The sequence below is a fragment of the Aerosakkonema sp. BLCC-F183 genome, assembly GCF_041929145.1.
Classification (GTDB): Bacteria; Cyanobacteriota; Cyanobacteriia; order Cyanobacteriales; family Aerosakkonemataceae; genus Aerosakkonema.
Genome location: NZ_JBHFNU010000024.1, coordinates 1 through 19,222 on the forward strand (window position 1 = coordinate 1; position 19,222 = coordinate 19,222).

Annotated in this window: 15 protein-coding genes; 11 read left to right on the forward strand and 4 right to left on the reverse strand. The window is 45.1% G+C overall.

The window, feature by feature from the left end; genetic code table 11:
• Positions 1–137 precede the first annotated feature (137 nt).
• The 3 genes from ACE1CD_RS06610 to ACE1CD_RS06620 form a co-directional block, all read right to left on the reverse strand.
• Positions 138–983, reverse strand: a complete 846-nt coding sequence (locus ACE1CD_RS06610) for a filamentous hemagglutinin N-terminal domain-containing protein (RefSeq protein WP_374822564.1) — start codon at positions 981–983, stop codon at positions 138–140.
• A gap of 185 nt (positions 984–1,168) precedes the next feature.
• A complete protein-coding gene (gene cphA, locus ACE1CD_RS06615; RefSeq protein WP_374822567.1) occupies positions 1,169–3,853 on the reverse strand; it encodes a cyanophycin synthetase in 2,685 nt (894 codons plus the stop codon).
• Between the two features lie 379 nt (positions 3,854–4,232).
• Entirely contained in the window at positions 4,233–5,093 is an 861-nt protein-coding gene (locus ACE1CD_RS06620; RefSeq protein WP_374822569.1) for a cyanophycinase, read from the reverse strand.
• Positions 5,094–5,512: 419 nt separating this feature from the next.
• Between ACE1CD_RS06620 and trmD the strand changes: the two genes are divergently transcribed.
• From trmD to ACE1CD_RS06670, 10 genes are all read left to right on the forward strand, one after another.
• A complete protein-coding gene (trmD, locus tag ACE1CD_RS06625) occupies positions 5,513–6,271 on the forward strand; it encodes a tRNA (guanosine(37)-N1)-methyltransferase TrmD (RefSeq protein WP_374795416.1) in 759 nt (252 codons plus the stop codon).
• A 54-nt stretch (positions 6,272–6,325) separates the two neighbouring features.
• Positions 6,326–7,345 carry a DUF1517 domain-containing protein gene (locus ACE1CD_RS06630; protein WP_374795415.1) on the forward strand — a complete coding sequence of 340 codons (1,020 nt, stop codon included), beginning with the start codon at positions 6,326–6,328 and terminating at the stop codon, positions 7,343–7,345.
• 76 nt (positions 7,346–7,421) lie between these two features.
• The gene (gene ispF, locus ACE1CD_RS06635; protein ID WP_374795414.1) at positions 7,422–7,901 is read left to right on the forward strand and encodes a 2-C-methyl-D-erythritol 2,4-cyclodiphosphate synthase; all 480 of its coding nucleotides are present in this window, start codon (positions 7,422–7,424) and stop codon (positions 7,899–7,901) included.
• A gap of 3 nt (positions 7,902–7,904) precedes the next feature.
• Positions 7,905–8,429: a hypothetical protein gene (locus ACE1CD_RS06640; RefSeq protein WP_374822572.1), complete on the forward strand. Its 525-nt coding sequence runs from the start codon at positions 7,905–7,907 to the stop codon at positions 8,427–8,429.
• Between the two features lie 5 nt (positions 8,430–8,434).
• Positions 8,435–8,572 carry a hypothetical protein gene (locus tag ACE1CD_RS06645; protein ID WP_374795412.1) on the forward strand — a complete coding sequence of 46 codons (138 nt, stop codon included), beginning with the start codon at positions 8,435–8,437 and terminating at the stop codon, positions 8,570–8,572.
• A 31-nt stretch (positions 8,573–8,603) separates the two neighbouring features.
• The gene (locus ACE1CD_RS06650; RefSeq protein ID WP_374822575.1) at positions 8,604–10,415 is read left to right on the forward strand and encodes an ABC transporter substrate-binding protein; all 1,812 of its coding nucleotides are present in this window, start codon (positions 8,604–8,606) and stop codon (positions 10,413–10,415) included.
• Between the two features lie 47 nt (positions 10,416–10,462).
• Positions 10,463–12,250, forward strand: a complete 1,788-nt coding sequence (locus ACE1CD_RS06655; RefSeq protein WP_374822578.1) for an ABC transporter substrate-binding protein — start codon at positions 10,463–10,465, stop codon at positions 12,248–12,250.
• 41 nt (positions 12,251–12,291) lie between these two features.
• Positions 12,292–14,037 carry an ABC transporter substrate-binding protein gene (locus ACE1CD_RS06660; RefSeq protein ID WP_374822581.1) on the forward strand — a complete coding sequence of 582 codons (1,746 nt, stop codon included), beginning with the start codon at positions 12,292–12,294 and terminating at the stop codon, positions 14,035–14,037.
• A gap of 48 nt (positions 14,038–14,085) precedes the next feature.
• Positions 14,086–15,900, forward strand: coding sequence for an ABC transporter substrate-binding protein (locus tag ACE1CD_RS06665; RefSeq protein ID WP_374822584.1), 1,815 nt, complete (start codon positions 14,086–14,088; stop codon positions 15,898–15,900).
• 222 nt (positions 15,901–16,122) lie between these two features.
• Entirely contained in the window at positions 16,123–17,577 is a 1,455-nt protein-coding gene (locus tag ACE1CD_RS06670; RefSeq protein ID WP_374795407.1) for an APC family permease, read from the forward strand.
• Positions 17,578–17,810: 233 nt separating this feature from the next.
• Here the strand turns inward: ACE1CD_RS06670 and ACE1CD_RS06675 are convergent, their stop codons facing one another.
• On the reverse strand, positions 17,811–18,008 hold the full coding sequence (locus tag ACE1CD_RS06675; protein WP_374795406.1) for a twin-arginine translocase TatA/TatE family subunit: 198 nt from the start codon (positions 18,006–18,008) through the stop codon (positions 17,811–17,813).
• Positions 18,009–18,286: 278 nt separating this feature from the next.
• Between ACE1CD_RS06675 and ACE1CD_RS06680 the strand changes: the two genes are divergently transcribed.
• Positions 18,287–19,024: a phycocyanobilin:ferredoxin oxidoreductase gene (locus tag ACE1CD_RS06680; RefSeq protein WP_374822587.1), complete on the forward strand. Its 738-nt coding sequence runs from the start codon at positions 18,287–18,289 to the stop codon at positions 19,022–19,024.
• The last annotated feature ends 198 nt before the right edge of the window (positions 19,025–19,222 follow it).

Genomic DNA, 19,222 nt, shown 5'->3' on the forward strand with positions numbered 1-19,222 from the left:
GCATCGGCAAATATAGAAAAAGTCGGCACGGGGCATCGGCACGACTCTAAATGTACGTCGAGACAGATTAAGACTACCTCGGTAGCATCCGTCAATGAAGCGTAAAGAATCCCCACGCCTTCAGGCTGGGGAGTATGTCAAACATCTGCTTGTGGGACAGGCGTCTCGCCTGTCACCCCATCGGGGAAGCTCAAACTACCATCAGCATTGAGTCCTACCGTTCCCTCTCCTGCTAGTCCCCCTATCTCCACACGACCGCCAGGAGCCTGTAAAATACCGCCATCAACAATGACATTGCCACCAACTAGGATCAAATTTTTGCCAGGGGTAACTTCTAAGGGATTTAACTCGCTATCGAAACTTTTCTCTGTGCCTTCCTTACCAAATTCTTGACCTTTCCCCTGTACGCGAATCTCTCCTGGATTATTTCCATATTGCAATCCTACTGGTACATTAATACTCAGCAATTGAGCAGTCTGAGGATTGGTAGCGCTAAACTCAACTCCATCACCAAACTTGATGCTACTGGCTGTACTCCCCAAAAAGGAGCCACCAATATTCAATCTCGCATTCGGCCCAAAAATAATCCCATTTGGATTGATCAAAAATAAGTTAGCTATGCCATTAGCGCGAATCAATCCATCTATATTAGATCTCGAATTACCCGTTACCCGACTGAAAATATTCTGGATATCGACTGCGTTATTGAAAAATGCTTCACCGCCAGTTGGGATAGAGAACTCCCGAAAGCTATGGAAAAGATTGTTTCCGGCTCGGTTGCCGTCATTTATTGTAAATTTCTGATTATCTAGAGTTGTGACGTTGGTAGATAAAGTGCCGTCAGGGGCTATTTGCGATCGCACTTCTCCACCCCATCCCAAATAAAGCAGCGCCAAACCACTCGCCAACCACAACTTTAACTTGACTTGAGAACAAAACCGTGCTGGCTGAGATACCTGTGCGTAAGGCGATCGCTGTGGCATAGATGAATACCGAACAATTTCCGGATTATATCTCCATCAACTAAATATTCACAATGTCGCAACAAATTTTAATCGTTCTTAACGATAACAAAGAAATAAAAAAGGCAAAAGATGAAGTCGGGAAATTTTCCTTTTACCCTTGTTTCTTTTGCCTTTTGCCTTTTGACTTTTGCCTTTTAACTTACTTAGACTTGATTGATTACCGTAGACTGTGCAGTATTTACAGGTGTTGCCCCATTGAGCTGCTGTACGGGATCGGGTACTGGATTGCGTGCTTGAATCAAGCCGATCGCACGACTGACAGTTTCGGGTAAAATCACCACCAAACTACCCGCAGAAGCGGTATCTAAAGCGTTGTTGACAGCTGTTGTCTCATCTAGGATAGCTTCGTAACGGGAATCTGGCTTAGCTTGCTGGATGCCTTTGACAATCAAGGCAGATGCGTCACCGCGAGGACGTCCCCGCGTATCGTCGTCTTCTTTGATGATGATGCGATCGAACATTTCCGCCGCCAGTTTGCCCAACAAAATGAAATCTTCATCGCGGCGATCGCCAGGGCCACCCACTACGCCAATCCTCTCACCCGGCCAGTTGCGGACAAAACCGCTCAGCGCCTCGTAGCTGTGGGGATTGTGGGCATAATCCACCAAAGCGTGGAATTTGCCTAAATTAAAGATATTCATCCGTCCCGGCGTTTGGTTGACGGAAGCGCGGAATGTTTTGAGCGCCGTGCGAATTGTCTCGATATCAACGCCTTGCACAAACGCTGCCAAAGCAGCAGCTAGGGCATTGGCAATCATAAATGGCGCACGTCCTGCCATTGTCAGGGGTACGTTTACCGCTTGGTCGATTCGCAGCGTCCAATCTCCCTTCAAAATCGACAAATAGCCGTTTTCGTAAACTGCCGCCACGCCTCCCTTACTCGTGTGTTCCTTCACCAAAGAGTTATCTGGATTCATAGTGAAGTAAGCAACTTGGGCTTTCACCCGCTTTGGCATCTTCGCCACTAGGGGGTCATCTGCATTCAGTATCGCGTAACCTTTAGGCAAAACAGCTTCTGCCACCACACACTTGAGGTCGGCTAATTGCTCTACCGTATCGATATCGCCGATTCCCAGGTGGTCTGCGGCCACATTTAGCACTACGCCTACATCGGAAGCGTCGAAACCCAAACCGGAACGCAATATGCCGCCGCGTGCGGTTTCCAACACAGCCACTTCCACTGTCGGGTCTTGCAGAATCAACTGAGCGCTTTGCGGGCCGGTATTGTCTCCTTTTTCGACCAGATAATCCCCGATGTAGGTGGCATCGGTGGTCGTGTAGCCCACTGTCAAACCGGCACTCTTATAAATGTGGGCGATCAATCGCGTTGTTGTTGTCTTGCCGTTTGTACCGGTGATTGCCACAATGGGGATGCGAGAGGGAGTGCCGGGGGGAAACAGCATATCCATAACCGGAGCCGCGACATTGCGGGCAATTCCCTTACTGGGTGCAACGTGCATCCGAAATCCGGGTGCGGCGTTGACTTCGACGATGACGCCATCCACTTCTCTTAACGGTTTGGTGATATCGGGGGTAACGACATCGATGCCGGCGATATCCAAACCGATAATTTTTGCTACCCGTTGCGCGATCCAAACATTTTCCGGGTGGATGTCATCGGTGCGATCGACTGCAATCCCGCCCGTACTGAGGTTGGCCGTAGCCCGCAGGTAACATATTTGACCTTCTGGCAGTACTGTTTCCAGAGTGTAACCTTGTCGCTCCAACAATTGCCAGCTAGTACGGTCTAATGTAATTTTGGTGAGAACGTTTTGGTGTCCTTCGCCGCGAAGAGGGTCTTTATTCGTTTCTTCAATTAATTGCTCGATGGTTAATTTGCCATCTCCTACCACATGAGCCGGCACCCGTTCGGCAACCGCCACCACTTTGCCGTTTACCACCAATACCCTGTGGTCTCTGCCTTGATAATACCGTTCCACAATCACGGATTTGGAAACTTCTTTAGCGGCATCGTAGGCTTCTTCCGCTTGTTCCCAAGAGGTAATATTAATGGTTATACCCCTACCGTGATTGCCATCCAGGGGCTTGATTACAATTGGGTAGCCGCCCACATCTTGGATGGCATCTTGCAGATCGTCTAGATAGTTGATGACAGTGCCGCGAGGAACAGGTACTCCAGCTTCCCGCAAAATCAGTTTAGTGCTTTCTTTATCAGAGGCTAACTCTACACCTAAAATACTGGTGTTGGAGCTCAAAGTAGCTTGCATCCGCTTTTGGTGTATCCCGTAGCCGAATTGCACTAAGGCGCGAGCGCTCAAAGATGTCCAGGGAACTCCCCGCGCTTCTGCCTCTTTAACAATTGTTTCGGTACTCGGTCCTAAAGAGGCATCCGACCACATTTCCTGCAAATCTAACAGGTCTTGTTCTAATTCCTCTTGAGGATATGTGCCGGTGTCTACTATGCTCTGACACAGACGCACGGCTGCCCTGGCAGCATAGCGACCTGCTTGTTCGTCTTTATACTCAATAACTACTTGGTAGATTCCCGGTGTGCTTGTTTCGCGGGTACGACCGAATCCTACTGACATATCTGCCAGTTCTTGGAGTTCGAGGGCTACGTGTTCCACGATATGTCCCATCATTGTGCCTTCTCGAACTCGGCTGAGGAAGCCGCCCTTGCACCCTGGCGAACAAAAGTGTTCTTCTAAACTAGGCAGTACTTGTATTAATCCCTCGTAGAAGCCAGGAATCTGATTCGACGGTCGATCGGCAAGTTCTTCTAAATCGAGGCGCATTACGACCAGTTTGTGGCGTCTAATGCTCCAGTAGTTTGGACCGCGTAACGTCTGGATTTTAAGAATTTTCATGGCAGTATCCGAGGGTCATTTGGCAGCAAGGAAGCAATCAAAGCAACTATCTAGTTTCTTATGGGGAAGAGTTATTAAACTGTTCGCTATGGACATTTTTATGTATCTGTTGCTGGTATCCCATCCATCCTAGAGAAGAAGTTTGATTACCAATGTTAAAAATACTACATTACCGCTTTATAAGCAGGGCGTGGGGGAGTAGGGGAGTGGGGGAGTGGGGGAGTGGGGGAGCAGGGGAGCGGGGGGGCAGGGGAGCAAGAGAATTAATATTTTCCCTTTTCCTTATCCCTAGTCCCGACGCCCTGGCTCCTTTTTTGACTTTTGACTTTTGACTTTTGACTTTTGACTTTTGACTTTTGCTAGCTCTATTCCCCATGTACTAATGACTGTTTGCCACAAGTGGAATGATTTTGCGCTGGCGGATGTCATAGCGATCGCCATAAGTGAGAATATGAACGCGCATATTGCAAATACTGATGGGGTCGGTGGCTCCAACATAGGAATAGTTGGTGTGGGTAACTTCCCCTGGATCGACGATCGTCACAGTACCTCTACCCATCACTTGAACGACGCCATCTCGCTCGAATAGGGCGCAGGTATCTTCATCTATACCAATTCCCAAGCGATCGGGATGGGCGGCGACCGCGCTCATCAAACGAGCCATGCGATTGCGGTTGTGAAAGTGTTGGTCTACAATCACCTCTGGTATCAGGGCCAAACCCGTCGCCATATCCACCAACGAGCGATTGGGACATTCGCCGCTACCGCCACCGGCAATCATATGATGCCCCATCACCGCTGCACCCGCACTGGTGCCAGCCAGCGTTATCTTACCCTGCCACACCGCTAAGCGCAATTTTTCCATAAAAGGTGTATCGGCCAGCAATCCACACAGCCGCAGTTGGTCGCCACCTGTGAGAAATACTCCCGTACACACTTCTAGGTACTCGTGGATGGCGGGATCTTCACACTGCTGCCGATCGCGAATGTCTAGCAACTCGATCCGCTTGGCACCCATTTCCGTAAAGATGCTGCGATATCTTTCGCCGATGATGGCCGGTTCTCGCGAAGCTGATGGTATGATAGCTATTTGTGCATCGCTTGACCCGGCACGGCTAAAAAAAGTGTGCAGGATCTCGCGTCCGTGAACTTTGTCTTCTGCACCGCCAATCACCATGATTGCGGTTTTGATCGGTTGGGGTTTTCTGGGTTCCAAGGCTTGATATTCTAATTGCAGCATAGTGTTACTCTTGTCGTGCGGTAGGGCAGGCGTCGAAACTACGCCGTAATTTTGCTCCAGTCAAGAAATGCAAGTCTCCACTGCCAACTGTTATAGTGATGACTCTGGAGCTTAATCATTAACGCATAATGCCTGATTAATAAACAGATTATTAAACAATTATTGAAAAAATTGCCCATCCTATACAGAATAATCTCTATGCGTCCTAGATGTTGTGACTCACTCTACTTAAGATAGGGCGTCGGGGTTAGCGGTTAGGGAAGAGGGGAGTGGGGGAGTGGGAGAGTGGGGGAGCGGGAGAATAAATCTTTTCCCTATTAGCTGTCCCTATTCCCTTTCCTCTATTAGCTGTCCCTATTCCCCTTCCTCTATTCCCTTTCCTCTATTCCCGACGCCCTACGCCCTATCCCCTAGTCCCTATGAGATTTGATATTATAACTCTGTTTCCAGATTTTTTCACTTCTCCGCTGAGTTCCGGTCTGTTGGGTAAAGCACTGGCCAAAGGTATTGCAGAAGTTAATCTTATCAATCCCAGAGATTTCGCTACCGACAAGCATCGCCGGGTAGATGATGAACCCTACGGCGGTGGAGTCGGGATGCTGATCAAACCAGAACCCATCTTTGCCGCTGTTGAGTCGCTGCCAGTTTTACCGAGACGCGATGTAATTTTAATGACACCGCAAGGTCAAACTCTCCATCAGGATCTCTTGCGAGAATTGGTCGGCAACTACGACCAGCTGGTAATTATCTGCGGACATTACGAGGGTGTGGACGAACGAGTGCTGCATTTAGTTACCCGCGAGGTGTCCTTGGGGGATTTTGTGCTGACTTGCGGGGAAATTCCCGCACTCACTCTGATCAACGGTACGGTGCGCTTGCTACCCGGAACTGTGGGGAAGGAAGAGTCTTTGAAAGCGGAGAGTTTTGAGGCGGGGTTGTTGGACTATCCCCAGTATACCCGTCCGCCTGAGTTTCGGGGCCTGAAAGTGCCGGAAATTTTGCTATCTGGCGATCATGGTAAGATTGAAAAGTGGCGTCGCGATCGCCAAATCGAACGTACACGAGATCGCCGTCCCGATTTATTTGCTAAATGGTTAGAAACAACAGATTCTCAAACTGAGATTACCACTTTTGAGCTTGAAAAACAACCATTATCAAAAGAAACAGTAGCAGAATAACAGGGGCGATCGCGCAACCTACACAAGCAGACTTTCGCGAAAGGTAGACAAATCATGCGATTTCTTAAATCTCGCTTACTCTGGACGACAGCAACTGCATTTCTTTTATTTAATACTGTAGAAATTCAGATGCCTTCGAGTCAGCAAACAACATGGTTAAATATTGAGCAAGAAGCTTACGCCCAAAGAAGTGGCGGACGCAGCGGTGGCGGTTCTTTCAGTCGCCCTTCCAGATCTTCCGGCGGTTATTCTTCTCCCTCCAGAAGCAACAATAGTGGCGGTTCGTCTGGCCGTAGGTATTACCAATCTGCTCCCGTCTACGGTGGTGGGTACAGGTCAGGTGGAATTTATTTCTATTCCGGATGGGGATGGTTATTTCCTTCTTTGTTTGGGTTAATTGTGCCAACTGTTGTGCTGTTGATAGTTATCAAGACCTTTAATAAAGCCACCAGTAATTATGTGGCAACTACTAATGGAATTATCCCAAGCGGTAATAAAGAATTAGACAACAATATTGTTACGGTCAGCAAAATTCAAGTGGGATTGCTGGCGCAAGCGCGTGCGATTCAAAAAGAATTATCAGAATTAAGTCTTAGGCTCGATACGGGTACGCCAGAAGGATTATTAGAATTGTTACAAGAATCAGTTTTGGCGCTATTGCGATCGCCCGAAAACTGGACGCACGTATCCGCTACTTCCAAAACAGTCCGCAGTCGCGAGTCAGCGCAGGAAATTTTTAATAAGTTTTCTATTGAAGAACGCAGCAAATTTAGTTCGGAAACTCTTACTAACGTAGAGGGAAAAGTCAGCCAAAAAGAAGTAAATCCGAATCCAGATGCAGAACCGGGGTCCTATATTGTGGTAACGTTGTTAGTGGGCACAGAGAACGATCGCCCGCTGTTTGGAAATATACACTCATCTCAAGAATTGAAACAAGCCCTAGAGAGCATTGGCTCTGAAGCACCGGAATATCTGACGGTGTTTGAATTGCTTTGGACTCCTCAATCGGAAACAGAAAGCCTGACTTACAACGAGCTCTTGACTGAGTATACCAATTTGATGCAAATTGCTTAAGTGGTCATTAGCGATCGGTCATGGGCAGAAGTGACTAATAACTAATGGCCGATCGCAAATGACAAAGGAAAAAACAATGAACATCAGAATTGGCAATGGCTATGATATCCACCGACTCATTGAGGGGCGTCGTTTGATTTTGGGAGGCGTAGAAATTGCCCACGAATTAGGCTTGCTGGGGCATAGCGATGCTGATGTGCTGACTCACGCAATTATGGATGCGATGCTGGGGGCGTTGAGTTTGGGGGATATCGGTCATTATTTTCCGCCGACAGATGAGAAATGGGCTGGCGCTGATAGTTTGATGTTGCTGAGTCAGGTGAATCAATTGGTGTTAGATAAAGGTTGGCAGATCGGCAATATTGACTCGGTAGTGGTAGCGGAACGTCCGAAACTGAAGCCTCATATTACCAAAATGCGCGATCGCCTCGCCAGCGTTCTCAACTTAGACTCCGATCGGATCGGGATCAAAGCCACCACCAACGAAAAATTAGGGCCTGTCGGTAGGGAAGAAGGAATTGCAGCTTACGCTGTTGTTTTGCTTACTCAAGGATGAATTATGAACGCCGAACAATTGGAAAAAACTGTATATCGCATCAAACCGGAAGTTGTCATTTTAGACGATGACGATCGCATAATTTTGTTGGTTAAAGCTAAAGGAAACAGAGAAATATACGGGAATGTTTCCGAAGCGATTTCGTGGTTAAAAGCTGGCAATGGGGCTATCCCATTCGTCATGTTTATTGATATCGAAAATATCCAAATTTTTAAATGGGAAAGTGGCAACTTTTCCGCACCAGTTTGTATACTCAATACTGCGGAAGTGCTTAGCCCTTACGGTCTTGAAATAAGCGATAAATGGATATCTGGGGATTACCTTGGTAGCACAGCGCAATCGTGGTTGAACGACTTAGGCTATCACTGGAAGTCCCCTACTCCCCCAGCAGAAGAACAGATAGCAGCCATAGGGTTGTTGTCGTTGCTTAAAAATGGCACAGCTCAACCTGAAGTTGAAATCAGGATCGATAGCAAGTTGCGATACATCGTTTTGAAATATTTCTTCGCACGTCCAGATGATTTTTAATTAGCATGATACTTTACATCGAAACTAATGGCAATAGCAACGACTTTGATACGCAGTCAGTGCGATCGGCTTTACGTAATGCTGGTGTAGAAAATTATTTCAGCCGCACGCAAAATTTTCTAAATTGGCTACAGTTACAGTAAGGTTTGCAATCTGCCCCTAGAGAAAATAATTATGAGATATCCTATTATTACATATAATTGGCGGCGTTGGTTGGCAATTTTGTTAGCTGGACTGAGTGCGATCGTCCTCACAAGCTGTAACCCAAATCAGTTCAAAAGTCAAGCAGAACAAGTACCGCAATTAGTTGCTAGTATATTAACATCTCCGAAAACCTTCAACTATGCGCTGAATCAAACTGTGCCAAATGTTTTTGGTTTTATTTACGAGGGGCTGATTAGTGAAAATGGCGTCAATGGAAAAATTGAGCCAGCGCTAGCTGAATCCTGGGAAATTTCGGAAGACAAACTGCGGATTGTTTTTACCCTGCATCAGGATTTGAAGTGGTCAGATGGCGAACCGCTAACGGTAGACGACGTTGTTTTTACTTATAACGATATTTACCTGAACGAAAAGATTTCTACTGATATCAGAGACACACTCAAGATTGGAGAGAGTGGTGCTTTACCTAAAGTAAAAAAAATTGACGATCGTCGAGTTGAATTTAGTATACCGGAACCATTCGCTCCTTTCTTACGTAGCACCGGATTAGCAATTTTACCAGCTCATAGCTTGAGAGAATCTGTCAAATCTCTTGACTCGCAAGGCAAGCCTAAATTTAACTCTATGTGGGGGATAGATACAGATCCGAAAAAAATTATTGTTAACGGCCCTTATCGCATTCCGAGTTATCAGACTGGCGAGCGAGTTGTATTTGAGCGTAACCCCTATTACTGGCGCAAAGATGCAGTAGGAAATCGTTTGCCCTATATCGATCGCGTCGTTTGGCAAATAGTTGAAAACGCGGACACACAATTAATCCAATTTCGCTCTGGGGGATTGGATATGCTGGGCGTATCTCCCCTCAACTTTTCCTTACTCAAACGGGAAGAAAAGCGGGGTAACTTTACGATCTACAACGGTGGGCAAGCATCGGGCACGAGTTTTATTTGCTTTAATCTCAATAAAGGTAAAAGAAATGGAAAGCCACTGATAGACCCAATTAAATCTCGCTGGTTTAATACGGTAGCGTTTAGGCAGGCAGTTGCCTATGGGATCGATCGCCAAACTATGATTAACAACTTATTTCGCGGTCTTGCCGAAACGCAAAATTCCCCAATTTCTGTGCAAAGTCCCTACTACCTTTCTCCTCAAGAGGGTTTAAAAGTCTACGATTACAATCCAGAAAAAGCCAAAAAATTGCTGTTGGGAGCGGGATTCAAATATAACAATAAAAGCCAATTACTCGACGCCGATGGGAACCGAGTTCGCTTCACATTGCTTACCAATACAGGCAGCAGAACGGCTGAGGCAATAGTATCCCAAATCAAACAAGATTTAAGTAAAATTGGAATGCAAGTAGATGTGAGTCTGATTGAATTTAATGCCTTAGTAGATAAGTTTCACAATACTTTTGATTGGGAATCTTATTTTGGTGGTATTACGGGAGGAATTGAGCCCAATGATGGGGCAAATATTTGGCTTCCCGAAGGGGGATTGCATAGATTCAATCAAGCCCCCGCACCGGACGAAATTCCGATCGTAGGTCGAGAAATAGCCGATTGGGAAGCAGAAATCGGTCGCCTTTATATCCAAGGAGCAAAGGAGTTAGACGAAGCCAAGCGCAAAGCGATCTATGCTGAAACACAACGTATAAGTCAAGAGTATTTGCCTTTTATTTACTTAGTTAATCCGCTTTCTCTGGCGGCTGTACGGAATGAGATAGAAGGTGTGAAGTTCTCCGGATTGGGTGGCTTACTCTGGAACATTGCCGAACTCAAAATCAATAAAAATAGCCCCAGAGATTATCAAAAGTATCCTGAGTAGAAGATACTAGGGCTGATTATCTAAAAAAACTAGCGTGACATAACAATATGCTCTCCACTAAGATTTTTTCCCCTATTACTCGCTGTCGTTGGTTTGTAGTTTTGATGACGGCTATTGTAGCCATATCGCTTACCAGTTGCAATCCAGCCCAATTTAAAAAAGAGGGCGATCGCGTCTCTCAGTTAGTCGTCCGTCTCTCCACCGAACCAAAAACATTTAACTACGCCCTCAGCCAAGAATCACCTAATGTTTTTAATTTCATTTATGATGGTATGATTGCTGAAAATGGCAAGACTGGGGAAATTGAACCAGCGCTAGCTGAATCTTGGGAAATTTCGCCGGATTCCAAGCAGATAATCTTTAGATTGCGAGAAGGATTGAAATGGTCTGATGGGCAACCGTTAACGGCTGATGATGTTATTTTTACCTTTAATGACATCTACTTAAACGAGAAAATTCCCACAGACACCAGAGATGGTCTGCGAATTGGAGAAAGTCGCGCCTTGCCCACTGTAAAGAAATTAGACGATCGCCGCATAGAATTCACCGTACCGGAGCCATTTGCCCCCTTACTTAGGAGCGCTGGAGGAGCGGCAATTTTACCAAAACACGCCCTAGAAGAATCCATAAAAACCAAAGACAAAGATGGTAAACCTCGGTTTCTATCGACTTGGGGAACCGATACAGACCCCCAAAAAATTGTTAGCAACGGCCCCTACAAACTAGAAAGCTACCAAGCTACTCAGCGCGTCACTTTTCGCCGCAATCCCTATTACTGGCGACATGATGCTGAGGGAAATTCTCAACCCTACATCGAGCGAATTGTCTGGCAAATTGTCGAGCAAAGCGATACAGCTTTAATACAATTCCGCTCCGGACAATTGGATATTATCGAAATTGGGCCGTCAAGTTTTCAGTTATTAAAGCGAGAGGAAAAGCGAGGAAACTTTAGCATCCAAAATGCTGGGCCAGACACGGGCACAATTTTTATTTCTTTCAATCTCAACAAAGGAAGAAGAAACGGCAAACCTCTGGTAAACCCGATAAAATCTCGCTGGTTCAATACAGTTGCGTTCAGACAGGCAGTTGCTTATGGGCTCGATCGCCAAACCATGATTAACAACATATATCGGGGTTTGGGCGAGCCGCAAAACTCACCCATTTCCGTGCAAAGTCCCTATTACCTTACACCTCAAGAAGGGCTCCCAACCTACGATTACAATCCAGAAAAAGCCAAGCAATTACTATTAGGAGCGGGATTCAAATATAACAACAAAAACCAGCTGTTAGATGCTGATGGTAACCGGGTGCGCTTCTCGCTGCTATCGCCTGCTACTGGCGGTAGGGATAGCATAGGCTCCCAAATTAAGGGAGATTTAGAAAAAATCGGCATTCAAGTCGATTTGACTCCCCTTGATTTTGGCGCACTTGTAGACAAACTTTCCAACACCCTCGATTGGGAATGCCATTTACTTGCTTTTACCGGAAGTACCGAACCGCACAGCGGTTTTAATATCTGGTCTCCTGACGGTGGATTGCACAGTTTTAACCAAAAACCTCAATCGGGACAAACACCTATAGAAGGACGGGAAATTAGCGATTGGGAGAAAAAAATCGGCGATCTTTACATTCAGGCGGCACGAGAATTAGATGAAGCCAAACGCAAAGCTATTTATGGGGAAACTCAAAAGCTAGCGCAAGAATATCTGCCGTTTATTCACTTAGTTAACCCGCTGGCTCTGGCGGCAGTTCGCAATAATATTCAAGATGTAAAATACTCGGCTCTGGGAGATTACCGTTGGAATGTATACGAATTCAAAACAATCGAAAATTAATCATTTTGCAGTTCATCGTTAATAATTAGAGGTGATTGGCAATGAGGCGCTGGGTTGTTGTTCAAATTACGCTAATTTTGGCGATCGCACTCACTGGTTGCAACCCAGTCCATCTCGCAAATACTGACCCTATTTCCCAGTTAGTTATCGCCATTCTCAGCGAACCCAAGACTTTTAACCCGGCATTAGTCCTGGCATCGCCTAATATTATCAGCCTCACCTATGAAGGTTTAATTGCCGAAAACGGACGCGGGGAAATAATACCTGCACTTGCCGAATCTTGGCAAATTTCTGAAGATAAAAAGCACATTATTTTTACGTTACGCCGGGGATTGAAGTGGTCAGATGGGCAACTGCTCACGGCAGATGATGTTATTTTTACATATAAAGATGTCTACCTCAACGAAGCGCTTCCTATTGGTGTAATAGATATTTTCCGCATTGGCGATCGACTAACTTTACCCAGCGTTCGCAAACTAGACGATCGCCAAATTGAATTTATTACAAGCCAGCCTTTTGCGCCCTTCCTTCGTGCCACAGGCTTGCCAATTTTACCGCGTCATGCTTTGCAGTCAGCAGTGCAAACAAAAGACAAAGAAGGAAATTTCCAACTGTTGAGAACTTGGGACAACTCTACTCCACCAGAACAAATTATCGTTAATGGCCCTTATCGTTTAGAGAAGTATGACACTAGCGGCGAACGGCTGATATTTCGCCGCAATCCCTACTATTGGCGCAAAGATGCCCAAGGCAACCGACAGCCTTATATTGAGCGAGTAATTTGGCAAATAGTTACATCTACCGATACATCTTTGCTACAGTTTCGTTCCGGCGGATTAGATGCTATTAATGTTCAACCGGATTATTTTTCTTTGCTCAAACAATCGGAAAAACGAGGCGATTTTACGATTTATAATGGTGGTTCTGCATACAGCGACACATTTATCAGTTTTAATCTCAATAAAGGACGCCGAAACGGACGCCCCCTAGTTGACCCGATTAAGTCTCGCTGGTTTAATAAAGTGGAGTTTAGACAAGGGGTTGCTTATGCGATCGATCGTCAGCGAATGATTAACAATATTTTTCGGGGACTGGGTGAAATGCAAAATTCATCTATTTCCGTGCAAAGTCCCTATTATCTTTCCCCTCAAGCTGGATTAAAAGTCTACAATTACAATCCCGAACAAGCCAAACAATTACTTTTACGAGCCCAATTCAAATACAATCATAAAGGCGAACTGCTGGATGCGGAAGGCAACCGAGTTCGCTTCACCTTAATTACCAATGCGGGAAATAAAATTCGGGAAGCAATGGCAGTCCACATAAAGCAAGACTTGAGCAAAATCGGCATTCAAGTAGATGTCAATCCAATAGATTTTAGCGTTTTGGGAGAAAAATTAGGTAACTCCTTGGATTGGGATTGTTATTTGTTGGGTTTTGGTGGTGCGATCGAACCGAATGATGGATTTAATATTTGGTCTTTGTCTGGTGCATCCCACACCTTCAATCTGCAACCGCAATGGGGACAAACTCCCATCACAGGGAGAGAAGTAGCAGAATGGGAACAAAAAATTGCCAATCTCTACATCCAAGGCGCAACGGAGTTAGATGAAACGAAACGCCAAGAAATTTATGCGGAAACTCAACGCCTTACCCAAGAATATTTACCGTTTATTTACTTGGTAAACCCGCTGGCGATGGCGGCAGTACGAAATAAAATTAAAGGGGTAAAATACTCAGCCATAGGAGGAGCTTTCTGGAATATTTACGAACTGATAGTCAAATAAAATGTAGTGTAAATCAACTAGGTCATCAATCTAAAATTTAAAAACAAAATGATTTCTGCTATCTCCTCTAATTTCCGTCGTTGCCTCTCAGTTTTACTGGCATTAATTCTAGCCTTAACTTGTCAGTTTGCCCTGACTGGCTGTCAGATCGCGCAGTTCAAAACAAAATCTGCACAAGTCTCGCAACTGGTACTGACTGCCCTTACCGACCCCAAAACTTTTAATCCCGCACTCAATCAAGAATTTCCCAACATTTTTCTGTTTGCTTTTGATAGGTTGACTACAGAAAATGGCGTCACTGGTGAGGTAGAACCAGCTTTAGCAGAGTTCTGGGAAATTTCTCAGGACAAAAAGCGAGTAGTGTTTACCCTGCGGGAGGGATTGCAATGGTCGGATGGGCAACCTTTGACAGCAGATGATGTTGTTTTCACGTTTGAAGATGTCATTTTTAACAAACAAATTCCTACTGATTTTAAAGATAGCTTTAAAATCGGTGCCAGCGGTGCTTTTCCAAAAGTTCTGAAAATCAATAATCGCCAAGTGGAATTCATTTTGCCAGAGCCTTTCGCCCCTCTTTTGCGAGCAGTCGCAGGGCCAGAAGGTGTATCGATTTTGCCCAAACATATTTTACAAGCAGCTGTACAAACTAAAGGTTCAGATGGAAATCCTCGGTTTATATCTACCTGGGGAACGGATACCGACCCAACTAAAATTGTGGTAAACGGGCCATATCAACTGGAAAGTTTATCTCCCGGTCAACGGTTGGTATTTCGCCGCAATCCCTACTATTGGCGCAAAGACGAACAAGGCAACCAAATGCCTTACATTGAAAGGATTATTTGGCAGTTTATGGAAAATACAGACACCCAGTTGCTGGCGTTTCGTTCTGGCGATTTAGATGTAATGGGTGATGTGCGTCCGTTACGTCCGGAATATTATTCTTTATTGAAGAAGCAAGAAAAGCAAGGGAAATTTAAAGTTTATAACGGTGGCCCTTGGTCTGGCACGACTTACATTACTTTTAATCTGAGTAAGGCGAGGGATAAAAATAATCGTCCGTTTGTCGATCCAATTAAGTCTCGCTGGTTTAATAATTTAGCATTTCGGCAGGCAGTTGCTTATGCGATCGATCGCCAAAAAATGCGCGATAATATCTTTCGAGGCATTGGCGAATTGCAAAATTCACCGATTTCCGTACAAAGTCCCTATTACCTCAAAGATGGATTAAAAGTTTACAATTACAATCCGCAAAAAGCAAAAGAACTATTGATATCTGCGGGTTTTAAGTATAACGATCGCGCCGAACTTCTCGATGCTGATGGCAATCGCGTGCGCTTTACCTTGCTGACCAATTCCGGCAACAAAATTCGGGAAGCTATTGGCGCTCAAATCAAAGATGACCTCAGCAAAATCGGCATTCAAATTGACTTTAACCCTATTAATTTTAACACTCTAGTCGATAAAATTAACACTTCGCGAGATTGGGAAGCGCACATGATCGGATTTACAGGTGGAATCGATCCGCACGGTTTAACAAATCTGTGGACTAGCAGAGGAGGTTCTCACTCATTTAACTTAGCACCTCAACCCGGTCAACCTCCTATTAAAGGTTGGCAACCGCTGGACTGGGAGTTAGAGATCGATCGCCTTTTTGCAGCAGGAGCGAGAGAATTTGACGAAACCAAACGCCAAGCGATTTATGCAGAATTTCAGCGCATTGTTCAACAACAGTTACCTGTGATTCATTTAGTTAATGAAACTGCTTTAATGGCAGTGCGCGATCGCGTCCAAGGAGTCAAATACACTGGTTTACCCAGTTGGGGATTGTGGAATATTCAAGAACTTAAAATTGTCAGCAAATAAACGGCTTTTGACACTCCCCGCGATAAATCGACGGTGATTCTTGGTTCACCGAGAGTCCTTATCTAGACTCAGTAATTAGTCTAGATAGAGGTTTTTTGGTAATCGTTATGTTATAGTGAAGGTTGTTTATCATTTATTTTCATTGCTTATAGCTAATTCAATCAACTATAAGCAATGAACAACGAACAATGAACAATGAACAACGGATAGAAAAAAGTAGCCATGAAGAGAACTATAGATTGGAAGCAAACTTTTTGGATTACCGCCGGTTTATTACCTTCGATTCTGATTAGCATAGGCCCAGTAGTTGCTGTCGTTGGCACACCTTCCATACTGATCTGGACGCTATCAAATTTAATCGGTTTCGTGCAGCTATTTTTATACGCAGAACTGGCTGCTATCTTCCCCAACAAAACAGGAGGCGCTGCTGTCTACTCTGCTGTCGCATGGCTTCGCTACGGCAAAATTTTTGCGCCGATCAATGTTTGGTGCTACTGGATAACTTGGTCTTCAGCACTGGCAGTTACAGCAGCTTTGGCGGGAAATTATATTGTTAATGGTTTTTTTGCAGGTACGCCATTAGCAAATTTCTCGATTACCCTGCTTGACCTTTCCGCAATCTTGCCAGGAATTAAGTTCAAACTTGATGCCATAATTCTGTGCAGTGCAGCAATTATGTTAGTCGCTTTTTATTTGCAGCATCGGGGACTTCTCCAAACAGCAAGAATACAGTTTGCGTTGGCGCTTCTATCTATAATTCCATTATTTTTGTTGACGATCGCACCTTTGTTGACTGGAAAGGTCGATCTAACTAACTTCACACCTTTCATCCCCAAAGATACAACCAGTTGGTCTAGCGCAGCTGCGTTCACCTTGTTCATGGGGGGGATGTTTATGGCAGGCTACATTACCTACGGCGCTGAAATTGCAGTTTGTTATGTCAGCGAATTTAAAGACCCTGCTAGGGATGGCATCCGAGCTATTATCTTAATTGGGGTGACAGCGGCTGTAAGCTTTGTGATTTTCCCTTTCACTTTCTTGGGCGCGTTGGGGATGAAAAATGTTACAGATCCAGCTTTTGCAGCGGGAGATCCCCAAGCGGCAGTCGTCAAACTAGCAGCGATCGCGTTTGGAACTGGGTCTGGTAAATTGCTGACATTGATGCTGATCTTAGCTATGGTACTCGGTATCGTCACAGCAATGTCCAGCAGTTCCAGAACTTTATACCAAGCAGCAGTAGATGGTTTGTTCCCCAAATTTTTGGGTACCCTAAATCATCACGGTGTTCCAGTTGCAGCAATGTGGGCTGACCTAATTTTTAACTTGGTTTTGCTAACTTTAGGAAATCCTATTTTTGTGGTCGCTGCTTGCAGTGTGTCATACTTTATCTGCATCTGTATGGATTTAAATGCTGTCTGGATGTTACGACAACAACGGCCAAGTCAACCTCGGAGTTTCCGCGCACCGGATTGGCTTGTTTATGGGGGAATACCAATTCTCACTGTACTCAATCTATCATTCATGATTTTTGGCGCTAATGTTTTCGATCCGAATGCTTTGTGGTATGGCTTGGGAGCAATATTATTCATTTTTCCCATTTTCTTCTACAGGCACTATCTAGTTGATAAAGGTGTCTGGCCGGAATCAGCCCAAAAGCATTTCGATCTGACTGAATAATCGAGTCTAAATCCGGCTAACTACCCCCTGAGTGAACTCTCCGCCAAGACGCCAAGAATAAGAGGGAGAGAATAACCGGGGTAATCAAGCAGGATTTGCGATAAAGTTTAAATGTAGTGTCAATTCATGAATTGACACTACATTTAGATATTCTGCTTAAGTCTTGTTTTCTTGAGAATGATGCAAAATGTGAGCAATGGCTAATGACCAACGCTCAATGACTAAAATCGATCCTACTCTTTATTTTTGCCAGCCTCTGCGGGATCTTTTGCTGATGATTCCACTTCCTCTTCGGGCTTACTTATCTCTTGTTTAAAACCGCGCAAAGTTTTAGCTAAAGCGGTGCCGATTTCCGGAATTTTCTTGGGGCCGAAAATTATAATTGCAACTATGGTAATAACGCCGAGTTCGGGCAATCCTAAACCAAACATATGAATCTCCTGTGAATTAATAGGAATGGGGAATGGGGAATGGGAGATGCTTACTATACAAGCCTTTGGGCAAAAACATCAGTTTTAGTTATCATATCGAGTCCGCTGACATCATTGGTGGCATCATTATTTTATGGTTGAACGTGCAGAAAGTATTTTTTCTCCCTGCCTCTCTGCGCCTGTGCCTCTATGCCCTCCTTTCCTTTCTCTTCCCCTCTCCTCCTGCCTGTAATATATAGTGAAACAAGCAGCTGTTAAAATTATTAAAAAAAATAAAAATGCCAGAAACCCTCAGACCTTCTCTTCGCGAACAACAACACCCCCTGATTCGCCAACTCGCCGACTGCATCGAGTCCACCTGGAAACAATACCTGGACTTGGAACCGTACCACCTACCAGCTGAGTTGGGATATGTGGAAGGGCGATTGGAGGGAGAAAAGCTCACGATTGAAAATCGCTGCTATCAAACGCCGCAATTCCGCAAAATGCACTTGGAATTGGCCAAAGTAGGCACAAATTTGGATATATTGCATTGCGTGATGTTTCCCCGTCCGGAATACCCGTTGCCTATGTTTGGTACGGATTTGGTGGGAGGAAGGGGACAAATTAGTGCGGCGATCGCAGATTTGTCTGCCACCAGTCCCGATCGCAGTTTATCACCAGAATACAAAAATGCCCTCGCGGCCTTACCCGATGTAAACTTTCAAGAGCCTCGCGAGTTGCCAGATTGGGGGGATATTTTTTCCGAATTTTGCCTTTTCATCAGACCCGGTAACGTGGAGGAAGAAACTCGGTTTCTACAGCGCGTGCAGGCATTTTTGGAGATTCACTGTCAGCAGGCGCGACGTCAATCGCCCGTATCTTCCGATGCGGAGCGCGATCGCATCCTCGCCGGACAACGCTATTATTGCACCAAGCAGCAAAAAAATGATAAAACTCGACGGGTGCTGGAAAAAGCCTTTGGCTGCGAATGGGCCGAAAATTACATGACCGCAGTTTTATTCGATTATCTTTAACTGCATCACCTATCTGGAGGAAGTGCGATCGTCTCTGTAAAGATTACTTTGAAATATGGGATTGGGGCATGGGTCATGGGTAATTACATAGGAGGTTAAACCTATCTGTGTAAAATCTCGTGTTTATCTGTGGTTAAAAATACCTAAAACTTGCTATTTCGATCGGCTTTAACAGCTCAGTGGTGTCCCCTACCAAAA

Bases quoted from the DNA above. Each gene is read 5' to 3' on its own strand.
- ACE1CD_RS06640 (WP_374822572.1), top strand. From the start codon at position 7,905: ATGAACGCCGAACAATTGGAAAAAACTGTATATCGCATCAAACCGGAA.
- ACE1CD_RS06670 (WP_374795407.1), top strand. From the start codon at position 16,123: ATGAAGAGAACTATAGATTGGAAGCAAACTTTTTGGATTACCGCCGGT.
- ACE1CD_RS06645 (WP_374795412.1), top strand. From the start codon at position 8,435: ATGATACTTTACATCGAAACTAATGGCAATAGCAACGACTTTGATACG.
- ACE1CD_RS06680 (WP_374822587.1), top strand. From the start codon at position 18,287: ATGCCAGAAACCCTCAGACCTTCTCTTCGCGAACAACAACACCCCCTG.
- trmD (WP_374795416.1), top strand. From the start codon at position 5,513: ATGAGATTTGATATTATAACTCTGTTTCCAGATTTTTTCACTTCTCCG.
- ACE1CD_RS06630 (WP_374795415.1), top strand. From the start codon at position 6,326: ATGCGATTTCTTAAATCTCGCTTACTCTGGACGACAGCAACTGCATTT.
- ACE1CD_RS06665 (WP_374822584.1), top strand. From the start codon at position 14,086: ATGATTTCTGCTATCTCCTCTAATTTCCGTCGTTGCCTCTCAGTTTTA.
- ACE1CD_RS06610 (WP_374822564.1), bottom strand. From the start codon at position 983: ATGCCACAGCGATCGCCTTACGCACAGGTATCTCAGCCAGCACGGTTT.
- ACE1CD_RS06650 (WP_374822575.1), top strand. From the start codon at position 8,604: ATGAGATATCCTATTATTACATATAATTGGCGGCGTTGGTTGGCAATT.
- ACE1CD_RS06660 (WP_374822581.1), top strand. From the start codon at position 12,292: ATGAGGCGCTGGGTTGTTGTTCAAATTACGCTAATTTTGGCGATCGCA.
- ACE1CD_RS06655 (WP_374822578.1), top strand. From the start codon at position 10,463: ATGCTCTCCACTAAGATTTTTTCCCCTATTACTCGCTGTCGTTGGTTT.
- ACE1CD_RS06620 (WP_374822569.1), bottom strand. From the start codon at position 5,093: ATGCTGCAATTAGAATATCAAGCCTTGGAACCCAGAAAACCCCAACCG.
- ACE1CD_RS06675 (WP_374795406.1), bottom strand. From the start codon at position 18,008: ATGTTTGGTTTAGGATTGCCCGAACTCGGCGTTATTACCATAGTTGCA.
- cphA (WP_374822567.1), bottom strand. From the start codon at position 3,853: ATGAAAATTCTTAAAATCCAGACGTTACGCGGTCCAAACTACTGGAGC.
- ispF (WP_374795414.1), top strand. From the start codon at position 7,422: ATGAACATCAGAATTGGCAATGGCTATGATATCCACCGACTCATTGAG.